The 20,412-nt window shown below is 56.4% G+C and carries 18 protein-coding genes; 6 read left to right on the top strand and 12 right to left on the bottom strand.

The genetic code is table 11. From position 1 onward, the window contains the following. Positions 1-69: 69 nt before the first annotated feature. From ACYQ11_RS05355 to ACYQ11_RS05320, 8 genes are all read right to left on the bottom strand, one after another. Positions 70-798, bottom strand: a complete 729-nt coding sequence (locus ACYQ11_RS05355; RefSeq protein ID WP_459922723.1) for an ATP-binding protein — start codon at positions 796-798, stop codon at positions 70-72. Between the two features lie 14 nt (positions 799-812). Then, entirely contained in the window at positions 813-1,538 is a 726-nt protein-coding gene (locus tag ACYQ11_RS05350; protein ID WP_459922722.1) for an HD domain-containing protein, read from the bottom strand. 86 nt (positions 1,539-1,624) lie between these two features. Then, positions 1,625-3,238, bottom strand: coding sequence for a hydroxylamine reductase (gene hcp, locus ACYQ11_RS05345; RefSeq protein WP_459922721.1), 1,614 nt, complete (start codon positions 3,236-3,238; stop codon positions 1,625-1,627). A gap of 233 nt (positions 3,239-3,471) precedes the next feature. Beyond that, positions 3,472-4,506: an ABC transporter substrate-binding protein gene (locus ACYQ11_RS05340; RefSeq protein WP_459922720.1), complete on the bottom strand. Its 1,035-nt coding sequence runs from the start codon at positions 4,504-4,506 to the stop codon at positions 3,472-3,474. Next, complete coding sequence (gene potC / locus ACYQ11_RS05335) at positions 4,503-5,273, bottom strand: spermidine/putrescine ABC transporter permease PotC (protein WP_459922719.1); 771 nt, start codon at positions 5,271-5,273, stop codon at positions 4,503-4,505. Before potC ends, ACYQ11_RS05340 begins: the two co-directional genes overlap by 4 nt. After that, positions 5,270-6,133 carry a spermidine/putrescine ABC transporter permease PotB gene (gene potB, locus ACYQ11_RS05330; protein ID WP_459922718.1) on the bottom strand — a complete coding sequence of 288 codons (864 nt, stop codon included), beginning with the start codon at positions 6,131-6,133 and terminating at the stop codon, positions 5,270-5,272. Before potB ends, potC begins: the two co-directional genes overlap by 4 nt. After that, complete coding sequence (gene potA / locus ACYQ11_RS05325; protein WP_459922717.1) at positions 6,126-7,217, bottom strand: spermidine/putrescine ABC transporter ATP-binding protein PotA; 1,092 nt, start codon at positions 7,215-7,217, stop codon at positions 6,126-6,128. Before potA ends, potB begins: the two co-directional genes overlap by 8 nt. Before the next feature lie 243 nt (positions 7,218-7,460). Continuing rightward, entirely contained in the window at positions 7,461-8,084 is a 624-nt protein-coding gene (locus ACYQ11_RS05320) for a hypothetical protein (RefSeq protein WP_459922716.1), read from the bottom strand. Between the two features lie 218 nt (positions 8,085-8,302). On the opposite strand from ACYQ11_RS05320, the gene ACYQ11_RS05315 reads away from it, so the two are divergent. Continuing rightward, positions 8,303-8,860: a TetR/AcrR family transcriptional regulator gene (locus ACYQ11_RS05315; RefSeq protein WP_459922715.1), complete on the top strand. Its 558-nt coding sequence runs from the start codon at positions 8,303-8,305 to the stop codon at positions 8,858-8,860. Positions 8,861-9,069: 209 nt separating this feature from the next. Next, positions 9,070-10,413, top strand: coding sequence for an MATE family efflux transporter (locus ACYQ11_RS05310; RefSeq protein ID WP_459922714.1), 1,344 nt, complete (start codon positions 9,070-9,072; stop codon positions 10,411-10,413). Positions 10,414-10,499: 86 nt separating this feature from the next. On the opposite strand, the gene ACYQ11_RS05305 is transcribed toward ACYQ11_RS05310, so the two are convergent. The 3 genes from ACYQ11_RS05305 to ACYQ11_RS05295 form a co-directional block, all read right to left on the bottom strand. Further along, entirely contained in the window at positions 10,500-12,308 is a 1,809-nt protein-coding gene (locus ACYQ11_RS05305; RefSeq protein WP_459922713.1) for an acyl-CoA dehydrogenase, read from the bottom strand. A gap of 272 nt (positions 12,309-12,580) precedes the next feature. Beyond that, on the bottom strand, positions 12,581-13,189 hold the full coding sequence (locus tag ACYQ11_RS05300; RefSeq protein WP_459922712.1) for a chalcone isomerase family protein: 609 nt from the start codon (positions 13,187-13,189) through the stop codon (positions 12,581-12,583). A gap of 99 nt (positions 13,190-13,288) precedes the next feature. Then, positions 13,289-15,547 (bottom strand): methyl-accepting chemotaxis protein, encoded by a 2,259-nt coding sequence (locus ACYQ11_RS05295; protein WP_459922711.1) that lies wholly within the window; start codon positions 15,545-15,547, stop codon positions 13,289-13,291. A gap of 559 nt (positions 15,548-16,106) precedes the next feature. Here ACYQ11_RS05295 and amrS point away from each other — a divergent pair. Both amrS and ACYQ11_RS05285 read left to right on the top strand, forming a co-directional pair. Next, entirely contained in the window at positions 16,107-17,294 is a 1,188-nt protein-coding gene (gene amrS / locus ACYQ11_RS05290; protein WP_459922710.1) for an AmmeMemoRadiSam system radical SAM enzyme, read from the top strand. A 5-nt stretch (positions 17,295-17,299) separates the two neighbouring features. Continuing rightward, positions 17,300-18,058: a Mut7-C RNAse domain-containing protein gene (locus ACYQ11_RS05285; RefSeq protein WP_459922709.1), complete on the top strand. Its 759-nt coding sequence runs from the start codon at positions 17,300-17,302 to the stop codon at positions 18,056-18,058. A 277-nt stretch (positions 18,059-18,335) separates the two neighbouring features. Here the strand turns inward: ACYQ11_RS05285 and ACYQ11_RS05280 are convergent, their stop codons facing one another. Further along, a complete protein-coding gene (locus ACYQ11_RS05280; protein WP_459922708.1) occupies positions 18,336-18,746 on the bottom strand; it encodes a hypothetical protein in 411 nt (136 codons plus the stop codon). 172 nt (positions 18,747-18,918) lie between these two features. Here ACYQ11_RS05280 and dapF point away from each other — a divergent pair, with 172 nt between their 5' ends. Both dapF and ACYQ11_RS05270 read left to right on the top strand, forming a co-directional pair. Beyond that, the gene (dapF, locus tag ACYQ11_RS05275) at positions 18,919-19,770 is read left to right on the top strand and encodes a diaminopimelate epimerase (protein WP_459922707.1); all 852 of its coding nucleotides are present in this window, start codon (positions 18,919-18,921) and stop codon (positions 19,768-19,770) included. A 286-nt stretch (positions 19,771-20,056) separates the two neighbouring features. After that, positions 20,057-20,347, top strand: a complete 291-nt coding sequence (locus ACYQ11_RS05270) for a GYD domain-containing protein (protein ID WP_459922706.1) — start codon at positions 20,057-20,059, stop codon at positions 20,345-20,347. Positions 20,348-20,412 lie beyond the last annotated feature (65 nt).

Raw genomic sequence — 20,412 nt, 5'->3', positions numbered from 1 at the left:
CCTGACGGCCCCCCATGTCTGAAAACAGGCCCCCGGCAGGGATGCCGGGGGCCTGTTTTTGTTCCTGGCTTACAGAATCTGTCCGCGGATACCGACCACGACCTCGCTGACCGGGATATCCATGCCCGACTGGTCCATGGCCCGCTTGATGATCGTAGACAGACCCGAGCAGCAGGGCACCTCCATGAGGGCCACGGTGACGCTCCTTATGCCGGACTGTTTGAACACCTGGGCGAATTTATCGATGTACTCCTGGGCGTTGTCGAATTTGGGGCAGCCCATCATCACGGCCCGACCCTTGAGAAGATCCTGATGCAGGCCCGGATAGGCCACGGCCACGCAGTCGGCGGTCACCAGAAGATCGGCCCCGTTGAGGAAGGGGGCGTTGGGCGGCACCAGCTTGATCTGGATCGGCCACTGGGTCAGGGCCGACGGGCCGCCGGAAACGGCCCTGGGCACATTGGCACCCTGGCAGGATGAAGCGGCACCGAAGCTCTGGATCTGGGACGACGGGCAGCCGCAGGCCATGGGGGCGCCCGCTTTCTGCTGTTCCATCTGTTTCAGGTGTTCGTGAACCACCGCCTCGTCAAACTCCTCGGCTTCCCGCTCGATGATGTGCAGGGCATCCTCGGGACATTCGCCGATACAGGCCCCCAGCCCGTCGCACAGCACATCCCGTATAATTTTCGCCTTGCCGTCCCGGATTTCGATGGCGCCCTCGGCGCAGGCCACCACACACTGGCCGCAGCCTGTGCATTTGTCTTCGTCGATTTCGATTATTTTTCGCATGACTTTCATGATGGTTCTCCTTATTAGAGCAACGTTTTCCGGGCCAGGTCGCCGCCGCTTGCCGTGAGAAAGGATTTCTCGATGATGCGGTTCAAGCGGTCCTCGCTGATGGGTTCGTCCTTTTTGTTGTCTTCCAGGTTGGCGATCAGATCCGCGTCGTAGAGCGCCTTGAAGTTGGTCGTCTCGTTTTCACGGGGGTGATGGTGATGGCCGACCATGTCGCAGACCTCCTCGATCATCTCCGTCGAAGCCCCCAGTTTTTTCAGAATCTCTTCGGCGATAGCGGGGCCCAGTTCTTCCTGATACCGTGCCGCCGTGCTGTTGTATCGCCTCTCGGCCTCATGGATGCCGATGTCGTGAAGGTAGGCGGCGGTGATGATCACCGACAGATTGCCGCCCTCTTCTTTGCCGATCCGCTCGGCGTAGCGGGCCACCCGGGTGGCGTGGCCGATGCGCTTGAAGTCGCTTTTGAAATACCGTTTCATTGCCACGGCCACCCGGTCCTTGAGCAGGTCCCCCCGCTCGGCCATCAGTTCGGGCGGCAGCGAGCCCAGGCACTGTTCGGCATACTGACAGTAAGAGGCACACCCGAAATCCATCTTGGGGTTGGCGAAACGGTGGCCGCAGGCCCCGCATTTTCGTGCGGTGTCGTCCTTGAAAAATTCGACGGTGTGTCCGCATTTGGGGCACTTGGCATCAAAAATGGCGTTTTTGCTCCAATACTGGGTATCCTGTCCGGGGCATTTCATCGCGCACCTCCTTAGGCATACGGACCGTATTTGGCGGCCCGGACCGGATCACGGATCACCGTGACCCGGTATTCATGATTGACGGGTTATCCCAGGCACTCGGCCATGTCTTTCTCCACCGTGCTGATCGGGGCGATATTGAAATTCTCCACCAGAACGTTCAGCACATTGGGTGAAATGAAGGCCGGCAGCGAGGGCCCGAGCTTGATGTTTTTGATCCCCAAATGCAGCAGGCTGAGCAGAATCACGCAGGCCTTCTGTTCGTACCAGCTGAGAATGAACGACAGGGGCAGATCGTTGACCCCGCAGTCAAAGGCACCGGCCAGGGCCACGGCGATCTGCACCGCCGAGTAGGCATCGTTGCACTGTCCGATGTCCAGAAGTCTCGGAATGCCGCCGATGTCGCCCAGATCCTTGTCAAAGAAACGGAACTTGCCGCAGGCCAGGGTCAGGACCATGCAGTCTTTGGGCACCTGTTCCACAAAGTCCGTGTAGTAGTTGCGGCCGGGTTTGGCGCCGTCGCAGCCGCCCACCAGGAAAAAGTGACGGATGGCCTTGGATTTCACGGCCTCGATGACCTTGTCGGCCACACCGAGAACCGCGTTCCTCGCAAAGCCCACCATGACGGTCTTTCCGGCCGTATCCTCGGCAAATCCCGGCAGGGCAAGGGCCTTTTCGATCACCGGGGTGAAATCCTTGTCCGCGATGTGGGTCAGGCCGGGCCAGCCCACCAGACCGGTTGTGAAAATATGATCCTTATACGTTTCCCGGGGCTTCTGGATGCAGTTGGTGGTCATCAGAATCGCTCCGGGGAAGGCGTCGAATTCCTTGGCCTGATTCTGCCAGGCTGTGCCGTAATGTCCATAGAAATGACTGTATTTTTTCAGCTCCGGGTACCCGTGACAGGGCAGCATTTCGCCGTGGGTGTAAACGTTGATGCCTTTGCCCTGGCTCTGTTCGAGCAGCATGGCCAGATCCTTCAGATCGTGACCGGACACCAGGATGGCCTTGCCTTTTTTCGCGTAAAGGGGCACCGCCGTGGGAACCGGGTGACCGTAGGTGCCGGTGTTGCCTGCGTCCAGAAGTTCCATGGCCCGGATGTTCACCTCGCCGCATTTCAGGCAGAGCCCCACCATATCGTTGACGCCGAGGCCGTCATCGAGGGTGGCGGCCATGGCCTCGTAGATGAAATCGTAAATCACCGTATCTCTTTGGCCAAGAATGGCGGCATGGTCCGCATAGGCGGCCAGACCCTTGATGCCGTAGGTCAACAGTTCGCGGAGGGATCGGATGTCCGCGTTAAGCAGGGGATCGGCCATGATGCCGACCTTTTCACCCATGGCCGCCAGCTCGTCTTTGCTTTTTCCGGCCACATCGCAGTGGGGACCCTTGGCAACCTCAATCCCTGCCCGTCCGGCCAGGCGATCCGTATACTCCGCACAGGCCCGGATCATGGCGACAAACCGCTCCGGATCGAAGTCCACGTTGGTCAGGGTGGAAAAAACCGCTTCACAGGTGAAATGATCGATGGCCCCGTCGCGGACGCCTTTTGCCGCAGCCTTTTTGGCCACCACGGACAGGTGTTTGACACTGTGAATCAAAAGATCCTGAAGAGCCGCCACGTCAGGTTGTTTGCCGCAGATACCTATGGTTTCGCATCCCTTGCCTTTTGCCGTTTGCTCGCACTGAAAACAGAACATGTGATTTTCTCCTTGGTTATTGACTGATCGCTTGTCGTCAATTCTGACGGGTCATTGCCTTACGTTTGATCCCACTATACGCAAACGGTCGGGAAGGTTCCTTGACTTAGATCAAGACTGATTTTTTTTTGAGGGTGTTACGAGACCATCACGACCCGAGCGGCATGACGGCATGACGAACGGGGCAGGCACGGGGGCCTGCCCCTGCGGGAGGGATCAATTCAATGACGGCATCAATTGCCGGTTTTCAGTTTTTCCCAGAATTTTTCGTAGACCAGGATGGCGTCGCCCACGTCCACCTGAAATTCCCCTTTTTCGATGTCGGCCGTGTCCGGGAAGACGGTCTTGTTCTGTTTGAGCGCCTTGTCATAGAGCAGAATGGCGATCTTGTTGGCCGGGGCATAGCCCACGTATTCGCAGATCTGTTTGGCCACCTGGGGTTTGAGGATGTAGTCGATGAAACGGTGGGCGTTGTCCTTGTTGGGGGCGTTCACCGGAATGACCATGTTGTCCACCCAGAACATGGCCCCTTCCCTGGGATAAACGTATCCGATGGCCGGGTTTTCCTCGGCGGCCATGAAGATCTCCCCGTTCCAGATCATGCCTGCGGTGACTTCCTGGTTGAGGAAAGCCTGTTTGGGGGAATCCGATGCGAACAGCCGGATGTTGGGCATCAGGGTCTTGAGTTTTTCGTAGGCCGCCTCGATGTGGGCGGGGTCGGTGTCGTTGACCGAATAGCCCAGCACCTTCAGGCCCACGCCGAACACTTCCCGGATATCGTCGTTGAACACCAGTTTGTTTTTAAATTTCGGATCGAACAGGGCGGCCCAGGAATCGACTTCTTCCTTTTTGACCAGATCGCCGTTATAGCCGATACCGGTGGACCCCCAGACATAAGGAATGCTGTAGGCGTTATCCGGGTCATAGGGTTTGTTCAGAAGCCGGTCGTCGAGGTTTTTGGTGTTGGGAATTTTCGTTTTGTCGATGGGGGCAAGCAGCCCTTCATTACGCATCTTGTGGACAAAATAGGCCGAGGGGAAGACCACGTCGTAGGAACCGCCCTTCAAAATCTTGAGCCGGGCATACATGGCCTCGTTGCTGTCGTAGGTGGAATACACCACCTTGATGCCCGTCTCGGCCTCAAACGAGGCGATGACCTCATCGGGCAGGTATTCGGTCCAGTTGTAGACATAGACTTCCTGTTTGTCGGCGGCAAGGGCCGGGGCCGCCAGGATCAGAGCCAGCAACGCGACAAGCATCCGTTTCATTTTCGTTTCTCCTTCACAAGAAAGTGGGAACAGAGCACGCTCACCAGGGTAAAGGTGAACAGCAGGGTGGACAGGGCGTTCACCTCGGGCTTGACGCCCAGGCGAACCATGGAATAGATCTTGAGGGGCAGAATATCGTAACTCGGCCCGGTGACGAAAAAACTGACAATGACGTCGTCCAGGGACAAGGTGAAACTGAGCAGCCAGCCCGCAGCCACCGCGGGCAGAATCAGCGGAAAGATGATGCGGGTGAAGATCCGGAATTCTCCGGCCCCGAGATCACGGGCCGCATCGATGATGGATCGGTCAAAGCCCCGCAGCCTTGCAAACACCGTGGCCACCACAAAGGGGAAACAGAAGGTGATATGGGCCAGAAGAAGGGTCAGAAAGCCGGTTTCCAACCCGATCAGAATGAAAAACGCCAGAAGCGAAATGCCCATGACGATGTCGGGGCTCATCATCACAAAAAAAATCAGAGTGTGCAGCACCTTCCGTCCGGCGAAGCGGTACCTGAAAAACACCACGGCGGCCAGCGTTCCCAGGATGCAGGAGCAGACGCTTGCGATCAGGGCCACGGTGATGGAATTGACGAAGGCATCCATCAGAAGCGTGTTGTTGAACAGCCGGCTGTACCACATCAGGGTAAAGCCTTTCCAGGACGTCGAGTATTTCGCGTTGTTAAACGAAAACACGATCAAAACCAGAATCGGTACATACAGGAACAGGTAGACGAGGGTCAGGTAGGACACATTGGCGATTCTCTTCATAGTCCCCTCTCCAGCTGCGCGTGTTCCACCTTTTTCATCACCAGAAAATAGATCAGCATCATGACCAGCATGGACACGGTCAGAAAGACACTGGCCGCCGAGCCGAAGGGCCAGTTGTGTGCGGTCAGGAACTGGTTCTTGATGAAATTACCGATAAGCATGGACTTGGCCCCGCCCAGAAGATCGGGGATGTAGAACAGGCCCATGGTCGGCAGGAAAACCATGATGCACCCCGCCACCACCCCGGGCAGGGACAGGGGCCAGATCACCCGGAAGAAAATCGGCAGGTTGCCTGCACCCAGATCCCGGGCCGCCTCGATCAGACGCATGTCCATTTTTTCAAGGGTGGCGTAGAGAGGCAGAATCATGAAGGGCAGCAGCGAATACACCAGCCCCGCATACACGGCCGTATCCGTGTAGAGCATCGTCAAAGGCTGATCGATCAGCCCGATGCCCATCAGAAGCGCATTGATTAACCCGTTGGCTTTCATAAGAATCACAAGGGCATAGGTGCGGATCAGGGAACTGGTCCAGAAGGGGATGATCACCATAATCAGAAGGATGGATCGGTACCGCTTGTCCGACCGGCTGATAATCCAGGCAAAGGGGTAGGCCGTGACCAGACAGATCAGGGTGGTGAAAAAGGAGTAGGTCAGCGATTTGGTGAAAATTTTGAAATAGACCGGCTCAAACAGGGCCCTGTAGTGATCGAACGAAAGCGGCAGGGACACGAAACGGGCCTCGTCACGCTGAAGAAAGCTGATGATCAGAACCAGAAGGTTGGGCACGAAAATGAACACCAGAATCCAGGACACGATCAGGGCGATCGCAAAGGTCTTGAACGAGAGCAGCCTATTCATCGGAAAGTACCACCTCCCAGCCGTCGATCCAGCTCAGGCAGACGGCTTCTCCGGGAGCATAATAGATGTCCGCGGCGTCCTCGTTGAAAAACTCCGTGACAAACACCTCTTTTCCGTCATCGAGCCGGATGATCAGGTCCACCGTGGTCCCTTTGTAGATCAGATCCTGGACTTTCCCGGAAAACAAACCGGGCGCACAGGGCTCGCCGCCTTTTTTTTCCACCTTCATGTCTTCGGGACGGAGAAGGATCTTCACCCGGTCCCCTTCCGAAAAGCCCCGGCTGTTTTCGAGGTTTACGGTCTGGCCGCCCATGTCGATATCCATACGTTTGCCGTTTACGGAAAGAACCCTCCCGTCGAACACGTTGCTCTCGCCGACGAAATTGGCCACAAACAGGTTCACCGGTTTTTCGTAAATGGCCTTGGGGGTGCCGTCCTGTTCGATGCGGCCCTTATTCATCACCACCACCCGGTCGGACATGGTCAGGGCCTCTTCCTGGTCGTGGGTGACAAAGATAAAGGTGATGCCCAGCTTGCGGTGCAGCTGCTTGAGTTCGATGCGCATGTCCTTGCGCAGACGGTAGTCGAGGGCCGACAAAGGCTCGTCCAAAAGAAGGATCAGGGGTTCGTTGACGATGGCCCGGGCAATGGCCACCCGCTGCTGCTGGCCCCCGGACAGCTGGAATATCTTGCGGTTTTCGAGGCCCGACAGCTTGACCATGGCAAGGGCGTCCGCCACCCTGGACCGGATCAGGGCCTTGTCCGTCTTTTTGATGGACAGACCAAAGGCGATGTTCTCGAACACGGTCATGTGGGGAAACAGGGCATAACTCTGGAAGACCGTGTTCACGTCCCTTTGGCTGGCCGGAATGTCGTTGTGGACCACGCCGTTGATCAGGATCGTACCCCGGTCGCAGGATTCAAGCCCCGAGATAATCCTGAGAATCGTGGTCTTTCCGCAGCCCGACGGCCCCAGGATGGTCAGAAATTCCCCGGGGTAGATGTCAAGACTGATATTGTCGACGGCCCAGTGATCATGGAACCGCTTTCCCACCTGCTGCAACGCAATAACCGGCTGTTTCATCACCACCCCCATCCTGAATTCAAAGCGATGGATTTTTATAATAATTGAAAAGAATGTCAACTGATTGGATCGGGTTTTTAAAAAAAATCCGCGTTGTCCAGTTGTCCAAACTGATGGGCACGCTTTGCTTTGTCAATCCTACCCTGTGTCGCCAGTAGGATGGGCAAAGCAAAGCGTGCCCATCTGATGCTGAATTTAATGGCTTTGCCCCGCGAACAGCGTTGCCGAAAAATTTTTGCCGAATCAATATCGTTTGATATGGAAAATGGTTTCCATATGCCAGAGAACGGAAAGAAAGGATCCCAGCACATGAAAACCCGCGTCGTCAAAAACAAAGGCATGGGCGTTGCTGCCCGAAAATCGCATGATCTCCTCGCTGAGCAGGCCGGCTTCAGGCAGATCGTCCGGTATCGTGAGCCGGGATGATGATAAAAGCGGTTTTTGGGTGTCCAGCTGATGCCGGTCCAGATGATAATCCGTTCCGAACCTCAAGATTTTCGGATCGTTCCGGACCCAGCCTGCGTCATGGTCGAAAAACAGGGCGTCCACGGGAATGCCCTCCGCCCGGAGATCCCGGACCAGTCCGTCCCCGCCGTTTTCCGCGGACACGACAAGAAGCGGCGGGGTATAGGTGTTTTTGGGCGGACGCTTGTTCTGGCTGAACACCTTCTTTTTTCTCAAAAAACGGTCGTCCTCGTAGACGGCCCGAAGTGCCGCCGCCGGTCCAACGGTGCCCGTTTCGTCAGTGGAAAGCACCCGGATGTCCCGGACATGGTATTCCTTCCGGGCGTTTTTCAGCACCTTTTCCACCACGACCACCGGAATGTCCGACCGGTTGGGATGCACGCCGATTCCTGCAAAAAACATCGCCTTAAAACCCTCCATTGTTCTTGTAACGCGGGCAGTTTAAACCATTTATCCGTTTTGATAAAGGGATTAATCCACCAAAAAACCGCTTGACTTCCACACATTAAATGATACACTAAAGTATCATTTTGATCTTGAATGATTAAATTTGAGCTTTAAAACCTCATATGTTTCAATTAATAACCAATTGAAGCATGTGAACCGACAAACGGGACACCATGGAAACAGGGAAACAACAACGCACCAAGGAAAAGCTGCTGAACCTGTCGCTCAGCATTCTGGCCAAAAACCCCAAGGCATCGCTGAACGATATCGCCGAAGGGGCCGACGTGGGCCGGGCCACCCTGTTCCGTCACTTCAAATCCCGCAAGCAGTTGATCCGTGAGTTGATCGACGAGGCCGAGCGCCGGATCGAGAATGCCACCCGGCCGATTCTCGAACAAAATCTTCCGGCCGCCGAAACCCTTGCGAAAATCATCCGGGTTCTTGTGCCCATCGGAGCCAGTTTCCATTTTCTCAGCGCCGAGGCAATCCACGTGGACGGCGACGGCGTCGACACCATCTACAACAAACAGCTGGTTTTGATGACCGATCTGTCGACCCGGCTGAAAACCGAAGGGGTCATCGCCCCGGATATTCCCCGGGCCTGGGTGGCCGCGGTGCTGGACAACCTGATCTACACCGCCTGGGTAACCATATCCGACGGCGACATCGCCCCCAAGCAGGCCCCGGAACTGGTCCTTACCTCGTTCCTCCGGGGACTGGCCCCCCGCTGACGGCCCTCTCATCATACCGGCTTCACCCTCGTTTCAAACATTCACGCGCCTTTTCGTCTCACGTATGATTCCCTTTCCGACCGCGGTTTGAAGACCGGTAACGGCTTTCAGGGGGTGTTGTGTCCCTGTCCCATCGTTTGACCGGACAGGGGCTGTATCAACCCCTCCGGAGCAGAAATCCGGAGGGACAAAAAAAGTGTGTGTGACGTATGAAAACGATGTTCGATCCCGTCAAAGGCAAAACCGTTCCCGTCTTTTTCTATTATTCCATCCCGTCAGTCCTGAGCATGACGGCCCTGTCCGGAGCGGTGGTCATCGACGGCATGTTTCTGGGAAATCACGCAGGCGCCCATGCCCTGGCCGCCGTCAACCTGACCATTCCGGTATCCACCGCCGTCATCGGCATCGCCCTGATGCTGGCCGTGGGCGGCGCCGCCCTCTGCGGCCGGTACTTAGGCAGGCGGGATGGGGATCGGGCCAATGCCGTTTTCTCCCAGACGGTGATCCTTTCCGTGATCATCGCCCTTGCCGCCACGGCCCTGGGACTGATGTTTACGGATCCGCTGGTCTCCCTGCTCGGCGCCAATGAGGCCATCTTCGGAAAAACCCGGGAATACGTGAGAATCATGATGCTCTTTTTCGTCTGTCAGGCCGGAATCGTCTGCCTGTCGGCCTTTCTGCGCGTGGACGGCCGCCCCCTCTTCGCCGCCGGAATCATGATCACCGGAAGCCTGATAAACGTGGCTCTGGACTGGTGGTTTATTGTGAGGCTGGGCATGGGGCATACCGGCGCGGCTATCGGCACGGGCCTGTCCGAGCTGATCACGGTTGCGGCGCTTGCCGCGCCGTTTATCATGAACAAAACACGATTACGGTTCAAGGGTAATGTCTCGGGCCTGTCCGAAGCCCTGAAAGGGGCCTTCAACGGGTTTTCAGAATTCTCGAACGAGGTGTCGGCGGGCCTTCTGACCTTCGTGTTCAACTGGGTGATCATGCAGCGGATGGGAGAAAACGGGGTGGCGGCCTTTTCCGTGATCAACAGCATCATTCTGGGAGGCATCATCATCAACTGCGGCATCAGCGATTCCATCCAGCCGGTGGTCAGCAAAAACTACGGGGCGAAAAAACCGTCCCGAATCTCGGATTTTCTGGGCATTTCGACCCTGACCGTGTTTGCCGTCGGCCTTGGGATCAGCCTTGCGCTGATTGTGTTTCCCCATGCCTTGGCCGGGCTGTTCATCGCATCGGACGACATGGAAATCCTCACGCTGGCCACCGGGTTCATGGCCGGCATCTGGCCGATCTTCCTGCTCAACGGCATCAACATCGTGTTTTCATCCTACCTGACCGCCATGAACCGGGCGGTGCAGTCGACGGCGGTCTCCCTTTGCCGGAACCTGTTCCTGCCGGTTCTGTTTCTGCTGATCCTGCCGCGCATGACCGGGGATCAGGGCATTTTCATCGTCCTGCCCTTATCGGAACTGGCGGCGTTTATCATCGGTATCGTTCTGATCAATTACAACAGGCCGGAAAAACTGGTTGGGGTTCACTAAAAAAAACCGCCCGCCCCCTATCGTCGGGACGGGCGGTTTTTTCATGGTGCCTGAATCACGGCGGCGAGTCCGAAGCGTTCACGCGATCAGTTGACAAAGGCGTCTTCGGGGATTTCCACGGCGGCCCGGCTGGTTTTCAAAATGGCGTTCATCTTGCCCAGGGTGACGGGCAGAACGGCCTCGATGAAGAACTCGGCGGATTTCATCTGTCCGATATAGAACACCCGGTCCTTTTTCTTGTCTTCGACCTTTTCCGAGGCGACCAGGGCACGCCACAACAACATCCAGGCCATCACCAAATCGCCGGTGACCTCAAGGAAGGGATGGGCAAAGGCAAAGGCGCTCATCACCTCGGCACTCATGGCGGTTTTGCCCATGTGCATGGCCACCTCACCGAGTTTTGCCAGGGCCTCTTCCAGATCCCGGCCCAGGTCTTTGAGTGCGTCGTTTGCTTTGGCCTGAGCGATGGTTTTATTGATTTCGGCCATCAGGTCCATCACGGGTTTTCCCTTTTTCATACCCAGTTTCCGGCCCAAAAGGTCCATGGCCTGGATGCCGTTGGTTCCCTCGTAGAGCATGGTGATCCTTGCGTCGCGCATCAGCTGGGCCTGGGGATACTCCTCGATAAAACCGTATCCGCCGTAAACCTGGATCCCATGGGAGCAGACCTCGAACCCCTTGTCGGTCACATAACCCTTGGCCACGGGAATCAGAACGTCGATGATACCCTGGAGCCGTTCCGTTTCCTGTTCGTTTTCCGTCACATGCATGGTGTCGGTCAGGTAGGCCACATAATAAAGCAGGCTTCGTATTCCTTCCACATAGACTTTCATGGTCATCAGCTGGCGCCGAACATCCGGGTGCTGGACGATGGGCACTGCCGGGGCGTTTTTGTCCATCATGGTCATCAGGTTGGGGCCCTGAACGCGCTGTTTGGCATAGTTCTGGGCGTTCATGAACGAGGACGAAGCCAGGGACAGGCCCTGGACGCCGCAGTAGAGGCGGGCTTCATTCATCATCTGAAACATGGCCTTCATGCCCTTGTTCTCTTCACCGAGAAGGGTTCCCACGCACTGACCCTTGCCGCCCAGGGCAAGCGAGCAGGTGCAGTTGCCGTGGATGCCCATCTTGTGTTCGATGCCGGTGCAGACCACGTCGTTGAACGCGCCCAGAGACCCGTCGTCGTTTACCCGGTATTTGGGAACCAGAAACAGTGAAATACCCCGGGTTCCGGCCGGAGCGCCCTCGATGCGGGCCAGAACCGGATGGACGATGTTTTCGGCAAAATCGTTCTCACCGCCGGAAATGAAAATCTTGTTGCCGGTGATCGAATAGGTGCCGTCGTCATTTCTCTTCGCCGTGGTCGTGAGCGCACCCACGTCCGATCCGGCCTGGGGTTCGGTGAGCAGCATGGTGCCGGTCCATTTGCCGGAGTACATGTTTTTCAGATACAGTTTTTTCTGTTTTTCCGTACCGAAGGCTTCAATCAGGTTGGCGGCGCCGTGGGTGAGGGCCACGTACATGAACATGGCCATGTTGGCGCCGTTCAGGTATTCCGTGGCCGCCACGGCCAGGGAGTGGGGCATGCCCTGGCCGCCCCATTCGGGTTTCTCGGTCATGGCGATCCATTCTCCGTCCCGGAAAAGGTTCCATACTTTATGGAATTCCGGCGGAACCTTGACGGTGCCGTTCACGTATTCACAGCCGTCCCTGTCCCCGATCACGTTGGTGGGCAGGACTTCTTTCAGCGAAAGGTTCCTGGCTTCACCGATGATAAGGTCCATGGTCTTCCGGTTAAACTCGGCGAAACGTTCGTGTTTGCTGAGTTCATCCACCTTGAACTGCTCGTTTAAAACAAAGTCGATGTCCCTGCGATCCGCGATAAACTGTGCCATTGTCCTTTTTTCCCTTCCTTGTTGACGGTTTTGTCCACCGCTCCCCCATTGGGTTGACACCCGATTTTTCCGGAGGGAAGCCGCCCCATTCTTAACGTTAGCGTGAACGTCATTATAAAGTTAAAGCCAACTTTAATTATATGGCGAAAGTTTGTCAAGATTTTTAACGGGGACACGGACGAGAGTGGACGAGGTGGACAGTGCGAACGAAGTGAACGGGCTGGACCGGCGGATGGGGCGGGGGGAGGTCCCCGCCCCAAGGGCGCGGTGTGTTACATGCCGAGAAGGTCCTCTCTCAGGCCTTTGCCCACGGGGGGATCTTCGGCCAGCCAGATTTTGAACAGGGCTTTTTTGAAATCAAGACCGGGAACCACGCCCTTGAGTTCCTTTTTGGTGCCGTCGTTGATATAAACCTCGGTGCCTTTGCCGGGAATGTAGTCATAGGTCCAGACGTCCTGCTTGGTCGTGGCCCGCTGGTTCAGCCAGCTCATGAAGGTCACGATATCCTTGGACATGGGGCCGAAATCCGTCTGGGGACCGTAGCTGCTGGCCTTGGGCGCACCCACGGAACCGGCAAAGCTTTCATAATAGGTTTCATCGATTTTCTGGGACGGCGAGGACATGCGCCAGTGCATTTCAAGCCGCATGGGTTCGTCGGCATCGATTATGGCCTGGCCGTCGGTGGATTTGGCTTTAAGATACAGGCCCACGGCATAGATCTTCATACCGAACTTCTTTCTCAGACCCACCCCGTTAAGAACAAGATTCGTGTCACTGATCGCCGCGGTATCGGGGATCTCGACCCCACCCAGTTCCAAAGCCCAGGCGGAAGCCGATGTCAGCATCAACGCCGTCAGAAGAACGATCGCTTTTCTCATCATGGTCATGCTCCTTTTTTTGTTGTGTGTGAAGGTGGTTATCAGGCCAAGGCCTTGTTTACGGTTCATTGCGTCAGACACAATGAACCGGTAACATCCCGATCAGAGTTTGAACCGGCCGACCATCTCCTTGAGCCGTCCGGCCAGATGCATCAGCCCTTCGGAGCTCCGGGTGACCTTGCGGCTGCTGTGATTCATCTCTTCGGCAGCCCGGCTGACCTCGGCGATATCCCGGACAATGTCGGCGGTGACCGCCGAGTTCTCCGCCATCATTTCATTGATGGCCTGAACTCCCCGGCTGGACTGGACGATGTTTTCACTCATGTCCCGGGTGGCCTGGGTCTGTTCGCTGACGGCCGATGAAATGGACAGCACGATATCGTTGACCGCATTGATCACGTCGGTGATGGCCTTGATCTCGTCCATGGTTTCCCGTGAAATGGTCTGGACACCGTCGATGCGTTCACTGATTTCACGGGTGGCTTCGGCGGTCTGCTGGGCCAGGGCCTTGATTTCCCCGGCCACCACGGCAAACCCTTTTCCCGCTTCTCCGGCCCGGGCGGATTCGATGGTGGCGTTCAGGGCCAGCAGGTTGGTCTGTTCGGAAATGTCGCGGATCGTGTCGGTGACCTTGCCGATATCCATGGCGGCCTGCTCCAGGGCCCCGATCTTGCGTGTGGCACTGTCCGCCTGGATCACGGCGGAATCGGAAATCTTTCTGGCCTCGTCGGTACTCCGGGCGATTCCCTGGATGGTATGGTTCATATCCTCGGTGGTCCGGGCAATCGTTTCCATATTGTCCGCCGAGGCCTGAACCGTCTGGGCCGCCTGGGCGATGGTGTCGTTCATCTTTTCAGAGGCTTCGGAAACAAAATTCGATTTTTCCGAAGTTTTTTCGGCCCCCCCGAGCATCTCACCGGAAATATCCGACAAAGACGACGAGGCGTCGGTCAGCTCATTCACACCCCGGGTGATGTCCTGAAACATGACATTGAGGTTGGCCACCATGGCGTTGAGCGATTCGGACAAGATACCGACCTCGTCCTTTCGCCGGATGGCCAGTTTCTGGGTCAGGTCCCCCTGGGCCATATTCCGTGCGAATTCGACCGTGGCGACGATCGGCCGCGTGATGCCCCGGGTGATCACGATGGACAGGACAATCCCAAGGACAATGGCACACAGACCGATGGCAAAGGCCATGGCCACCCGGTTTCGAATCCGTGTTTCCGCCTGTTGGCGTTTTTCCGTGCTCACGGCCTGGGCCCGTTCGTTCAGTTCCTCCACGATGGGAAGGATGGCGTTCACTGTCCCGAGCATGCGTTCCTTCAGGGCCTTGATCTTCTGATCCACGGCCACCAGCGTGTCGAAGGCCTTGACATACTCGGCCAGATTGTCCCGGCCCACCTCTTTATAATCGTCCTCGACGGTGGCCACCTTCAAGGCATCCAGAACGTTCTGGATGGACTGTTTGGTCGACTTGACATAGCGCGGATCACCCGTCAGCAGGTAATCTTTCTCATTGTTCCTGATATCCAGGGCATAGGCCCTGGCCTGCTTGAAATAGGCGGCCCCGAGAATTTCGGTTATTTCCTTCAAAAGCGATCGCATGGCCTTGTAGTCGGGGTCATGGATATCCGCCAGATCTTTCTTTTTCACAAGAGCGTCAAAATGAATGGCAAAGCGGGGGATCACATCGAGAATCATGTTGTTGATAATGTCCTTGACCGCGTTGGCTTCTTTTTCGTTGGCCAGGGCGATGAACCTGTCGATGCTGTCCCGCATGCTGTTTGCGAGAGCCTCGGTGCGGTAGAGCATGTATTCGGCCTGGAGTTTGTTCAGAATCAGCAGTTCGAAATAATGCTCCTCCACCTCCAAAAGGCTCATGTTGTCCATGAAAATGGTCACGGTCTTGTTGAAGGCCCCCAATAGGCCCGACGTCTCGTCCACGCCCCGGGTGTTGATCGCGTCGACGACCTTGTTGAAATCGTCCCGGTACGAACGGGCACCGCCCTGAATCGTCTTAATCTTTTCAAGGGTTTCCCTGTCATCGGCCTTCTCGGCCAGGGCGGCGATGATATCGGCCTGGGCAATCACCCCGTCCACGAAGGTCAACAGTCCGGTGCGATGGGCCTCATCCGGGCGGTTCAGATAATTCATTTCCTCGATGCGCGCCTGGAACAGGCTGATTTCCATCTGGGCCGCATGCTCGGAAATGGCCTGCTCGAGATCCATCAGGGCATTGAAGGTGTTCGTGGAATAGGTGACCGAATTATGGTAGAGAACCATCACACAGACAAAAAGAGCCAGCACGGTACCGAAGCCGCCGATCAGCTTCGGTCCCAACTTCCAGTTGTTTATCATGATCATCCCTGTCGTAAAAATTTATTCATCATCGCTCAGATCCGAGGGGTGAAAATCAAACCCGATCCCAAAATCAAACCCGATCCCAAAAACAAACAATCGGTCAAACAATCGGTCAGGCGTATCGTTTTGTGTTGAATGAAGACAAGAATTGACGGCTTCGTAAAACGTCCGATTTAGCGCTAAAGCTTCACTTCGTGTCTGCGTTGCGCTTCACCCCTCGTCACTGCGGCGTACCCTTAGTACGCCTCATTCCTCGGGATTCGCGACGCCTTGAACTCGAACGTTTTTCTTTGCCGTCGTTTGACAACTTTTTACGCGTTCATCAAGAATTCGTTTCGTCTGTTTGCCGTGCACATGGGTGTGGTCGATATCGTACCGTAAAAATTATGAGCAACTATAACATGGTCGGGCATGAACATCAATTTTTAATCGAAATGATGTTTAAGAAAGAATACAACCCTATCGAACCGGACCGGACGAAAACCGGCCGGACAATTTGAATTTTTTTCGTGCCTGTATTATAACACCCTTATACAAACGTTGAGGGAGGGATAAAATGCCACCCGTCACCCGTCGCCGATTTATCGCCTCAGGCCTTTGCCTGCCGGCCTGCCTCGCCTGGCCCGGAGCCTTTGATCTCAAAGCCTTCACCGCCGGTGTCCTGACGTCCGGCGCGGAGGACATCACCGGAACGGTTTTCAGAAACGACGCCCCGGACGAACTCTGGGCCTGGTCCCGGGAAGCCTTTTCCTACACGTCTCTTCCCGGCAGCCGTGTCCGTTGCGATATCTGCCCCAACGCCTGCGAACTCTCGGAAAACGACCGCAGTGTCTGCCGGTCGAAAGTCAACAAGGGGGGCCGTCTGTACACCCTGGTCTACGGCAATCCCTGCGCCGTCCATGTGGATCCGGTGGAAAAAAAGCCCCTTTATCATTTCAAACCGCAGACCCTGGCCTTTTCCATCGGCGCGGCAGGCTGCAATTTCCGCTGCCTGAACTGCCAGAACTGGGAAATCTCCCAGGCCAAACCCCACGAGGTTCAAAGCCGCGACCTCTTTCCGGAGGCGGCCGTCGCCGAAGCCCGGGCTTCAGGCTGCCTGTCCGTGGCCTACACCTATTCCGAGGCAAGCACCTTTTTCGAATACATGCTGGACACGGCCAGACAGGCCAGGGCACAGGGACTGGCCAACCTTTATATTTCCAACGGCTACCTGAACCCCGGCCCCTTAAACACCCTGTGCACCGTTCTCGATGCTGCCAACATCAATCTCAAGTCCTTCAGCGACGCCGTCTACCGCAAACTCAACGGCGGACGCCTCGAGCCGGTGCTTGCGACCCTGAAAACCCTGCACGAGAGAAACGTCCATCTGGAAATCACCCATCTGGTGGTTCCGGGCTACACCGACGACGCGGAGACGGCCCGGCGGATGGTCGGCTGGATGCTTGAAAACCTCGGCCCGGACCATCCCCTTCATATCACCCGGTTCTTCCCCCAGTACAAACTCGACCGGCTGGCCCCCACCCCCGTGGCCGTCCTGTCCCGATTCCGTGAGATCGCCATGGCCGAGGGGCTCCGTTATGTGTATGTGGGCAACGTCCCCGGCCATGACGGCAGCCACACTTACTGCCACGGCTGCAACCAACGCATCATCGAGCGGAACGGCTACCGGATCGGCGATTTTCGTATCACAGACGGCCGCTGCGCATTCTGCGGTACCGTCATCCCCGGGCACTGGGACGCGTGACCGCCATGCCCCGAAACGCACCCTGTGATCTTGTTTTCGATTTTCATCCCGCCTTCGACCCGTTTTTGAAACGACGAAAAAAATCACGGACCGTGGTCTACCGCCTTGAGCGCAAGACAACCGTCTGCGACATCATCGAAGCGATCGGCATCCCCCACACGGAAATCGGCGGCATCCGTCACACGGGGAAACTCCTGGACTTTGGCTTCATTCCCACATCGTTTCTGCATCTTGTCATCGAACCCCTGACGCCGCCCGTCGATGTCCTAAAACCCGGCCCCCTTCGCCCCGTCCCCCTTCCCGACCTGCGCTTCACGGTTGACGAAAACGTCGCCAGACTGGCGCCGTTTCTTCGCATGGTCGGCCTCGACGCCGCCTTTATTCCCGGCGCAAACGATGACGAACTGGCCCGGATCACCCGGGATGAGCACCGGATCCTCCTGTCAAAGGACATCGAGCTTTTCAAACGTCGGATGATTGTCTTCGGCCGATACATCCGAGCGCTCAGACCCCTTGACCAGCTGCGGGAGGTTCTCGATTTTTTCGCCCTGCCCCGGCCGCTTTGTCCCTTTTCGCGATGTTTGATCTGCAACGCCCCGCTGGTTCCCGTGAAAAAAGAGACCATTCTCGACCGGCTGGAGCCCAAGACCAAACGTTACTATCATGAATTCAAACAGTGCGCGGACTGCGGCAATATCGTCTGGAAGGGATCCCACCATGATCATATGATCGCGTCATTGAAATCGGTGGGGATCGAGTTTTGACGGCTTCGTAAAACGTCCGATTTCTGCGTTGCGCTTCATCCCTCGTCACTGCGGCGTACCCTTAGTACGCCTCATTCCTCGGGATTCGCGACGCCTTGAACTCGAACGTTTTTCTTTGCCGTCACTTGATGACATTTTACGAGTTCATCAAGTTTTGACGGCGTCGTAAAAGGATAAAAAAAGACGGGCAGGCCTGGGAACCTGCCCGGCGAGGCGATGTCGGCATGTGACGGGAGATGAGACGCAACGCGGGAATCGGGCTTATTTCAGGCCGCCCTCATTTTTTGACTTCCTCTTTGAGCTTCTTCTGGAGTGCGTCGAACAGGGCCTTCTCCTTCTTCTTGGCCTCTTCCTTGAAGGCCTTGACCTTGTCTTCGTAGACGTTTTTCGACTTTTCCTGGAATTTGCGGATCTCGTCTTCCATGTTGATCTCTTTGACGTCCCTTGAGATCGTTTCGATCAGCGTATGGTCGGCCACGATCAGATTCATGCTCTCAAAGGGGCCGTCCACCATATTGACAATACCCAGGTGCCTCAGATCGTTGCTGATCCGGGTCACCCGGTCGATGTTCATGCCGAGGAAGTCGCTGATTTCCTTGAGGGACGGCGTGGCGCTTTTCCTGAATTCCAGAACCCGGACGGCGGCCACAAGCACATGGGCCTCATCGTATAAACTCATTTTTCTCATGGTCGGCACCTCCATCTCATTTCTGTTTTCTTCATCCGTGTTCAAAACACCGCAAATAAGTACCAAATAGCGCGGCAAGTCGCAATGCCAATTTCTTTCGAGCCGCGATTGGCATTGCGCAATCACTCATTTCGGCTTACAATGACTTCCTTTCATATTCAAGGAGCACATCATGGATCTGACCTTTACAAAAATGCACGGCATCGGTAACGATTTCATCCTCATCGACGACCGCAGCCTCACCCTGGAACGGAAACATCCGTATCCCGGCCTGGCGGTCAGACTCTGTGACCGTAGGTTCGGCATCGGCGCCGACGGCCTTCTGATCATCCGGCCGTCAGACACCTGCGACCTGGGCTTTCGCATCATCAATTCCGACGGCAGTGAAGCCCAGATGTGCGGCAACGGCATACGCTGCCTGGCCCGTTTCGCCTATGAATCCGGCATCACCGGCAAAACGGAAATCCGGGTGGAAACCCCGGCCGGCGTCATCGTCCCCCGACTGGTCTTCGATCAAACGGGACAGATCACGGCCGTGACCGTGGACATGGGCCGCCCCGTGCTGGATCCTGAGGCCGTTCCCTTCCGGCCCTCCCCGGAGGGCGGGCTGACCGACACCCTTGAAACGCCTTACGGCCCTGTGACGTTCACCGCCGTGTCCATGGGCAATCCCCATGCCGTCATCGTCGTGGATGACGCCGACCGAAGCCCGGTGACCACCCTGGGCCCCTTTCTTGAAACCCACGAACGGTTTCCTGAAAAAACCAACGTGGAATTCATCGAGATCGTATCGTCATCCGAACTGAAAATGAAAGTCTGGGAACGGGGTGCGGGCATCACCCTGGCCTGCGGAACGGGGGCCTGCGCCGCAGTGGTCGCCGCCGTCCTGAACGGGAAAACGGACGAAAACGTTCGGGTGCGCCTCGACGGCGGCGATCTTTCGGTCACCTGGGACAGGGCACGGGACCATATCATCATGACCGGACCGGCCGAAACGGTATTCCAGGGGCGGATCAGCCTCTGACGGCTCCGTAAAAAGTCCGATCTTAAGCGTTACGCGTCATCCCTCGTCACTGCGCCGTACCCTTAGTACGCCTCATTCCTTGCGGATTCGCAAGCCTTGATCTCGAACATTTTACGAAGCCGTCCAAAAACTTACTTTTTACGAGATCGTCAACCTCTGACATGCTCTTTTCGGAAACCGGCGATTGACGACGCCCAGCGCTTCCTTTATAATTCACACTGTCAGCCGTTGACGCCCGTGACGATGGTTTCACCCCGTTTTTCCTATTCTTAGAAGGAGGTCCATTATGCAAACTTATATCATGTTGACCACCCTGACCGAAGAAGGCAAGAAACTCATTCAGAACCATCCCGAAAAAACCCGTCTGAACGCCGAATCCCTGGCCCACCGGGGCGGCGAACTGGTCGAGCAGTACGCCCTCCTGGGCCCCTATGATTTTCTGACCGTGATCCGGGTCAAGGACGAACGGGCCATCTACCGGATCGCGACGGAAATCGGCGCCCTGGGGACCGTCAAGACCTTGACGCTTCCCGCCGTCACCATCGACGCCTTTATCAACGACATCAAAGGCTCCTGAACAACGCGATCCCGGCCCCCGGCATATCGGGCCGGGGGCCGGACCCATAAATTTCGGCCTCACAG

This window comes from Desulfatiferula olefinivorans (assembly GCF_054657895.1).
Note: the sequence above shows the minus strand (reverse complement) of the source record. Positions and strands in the feature narration are given on the sequence as shown.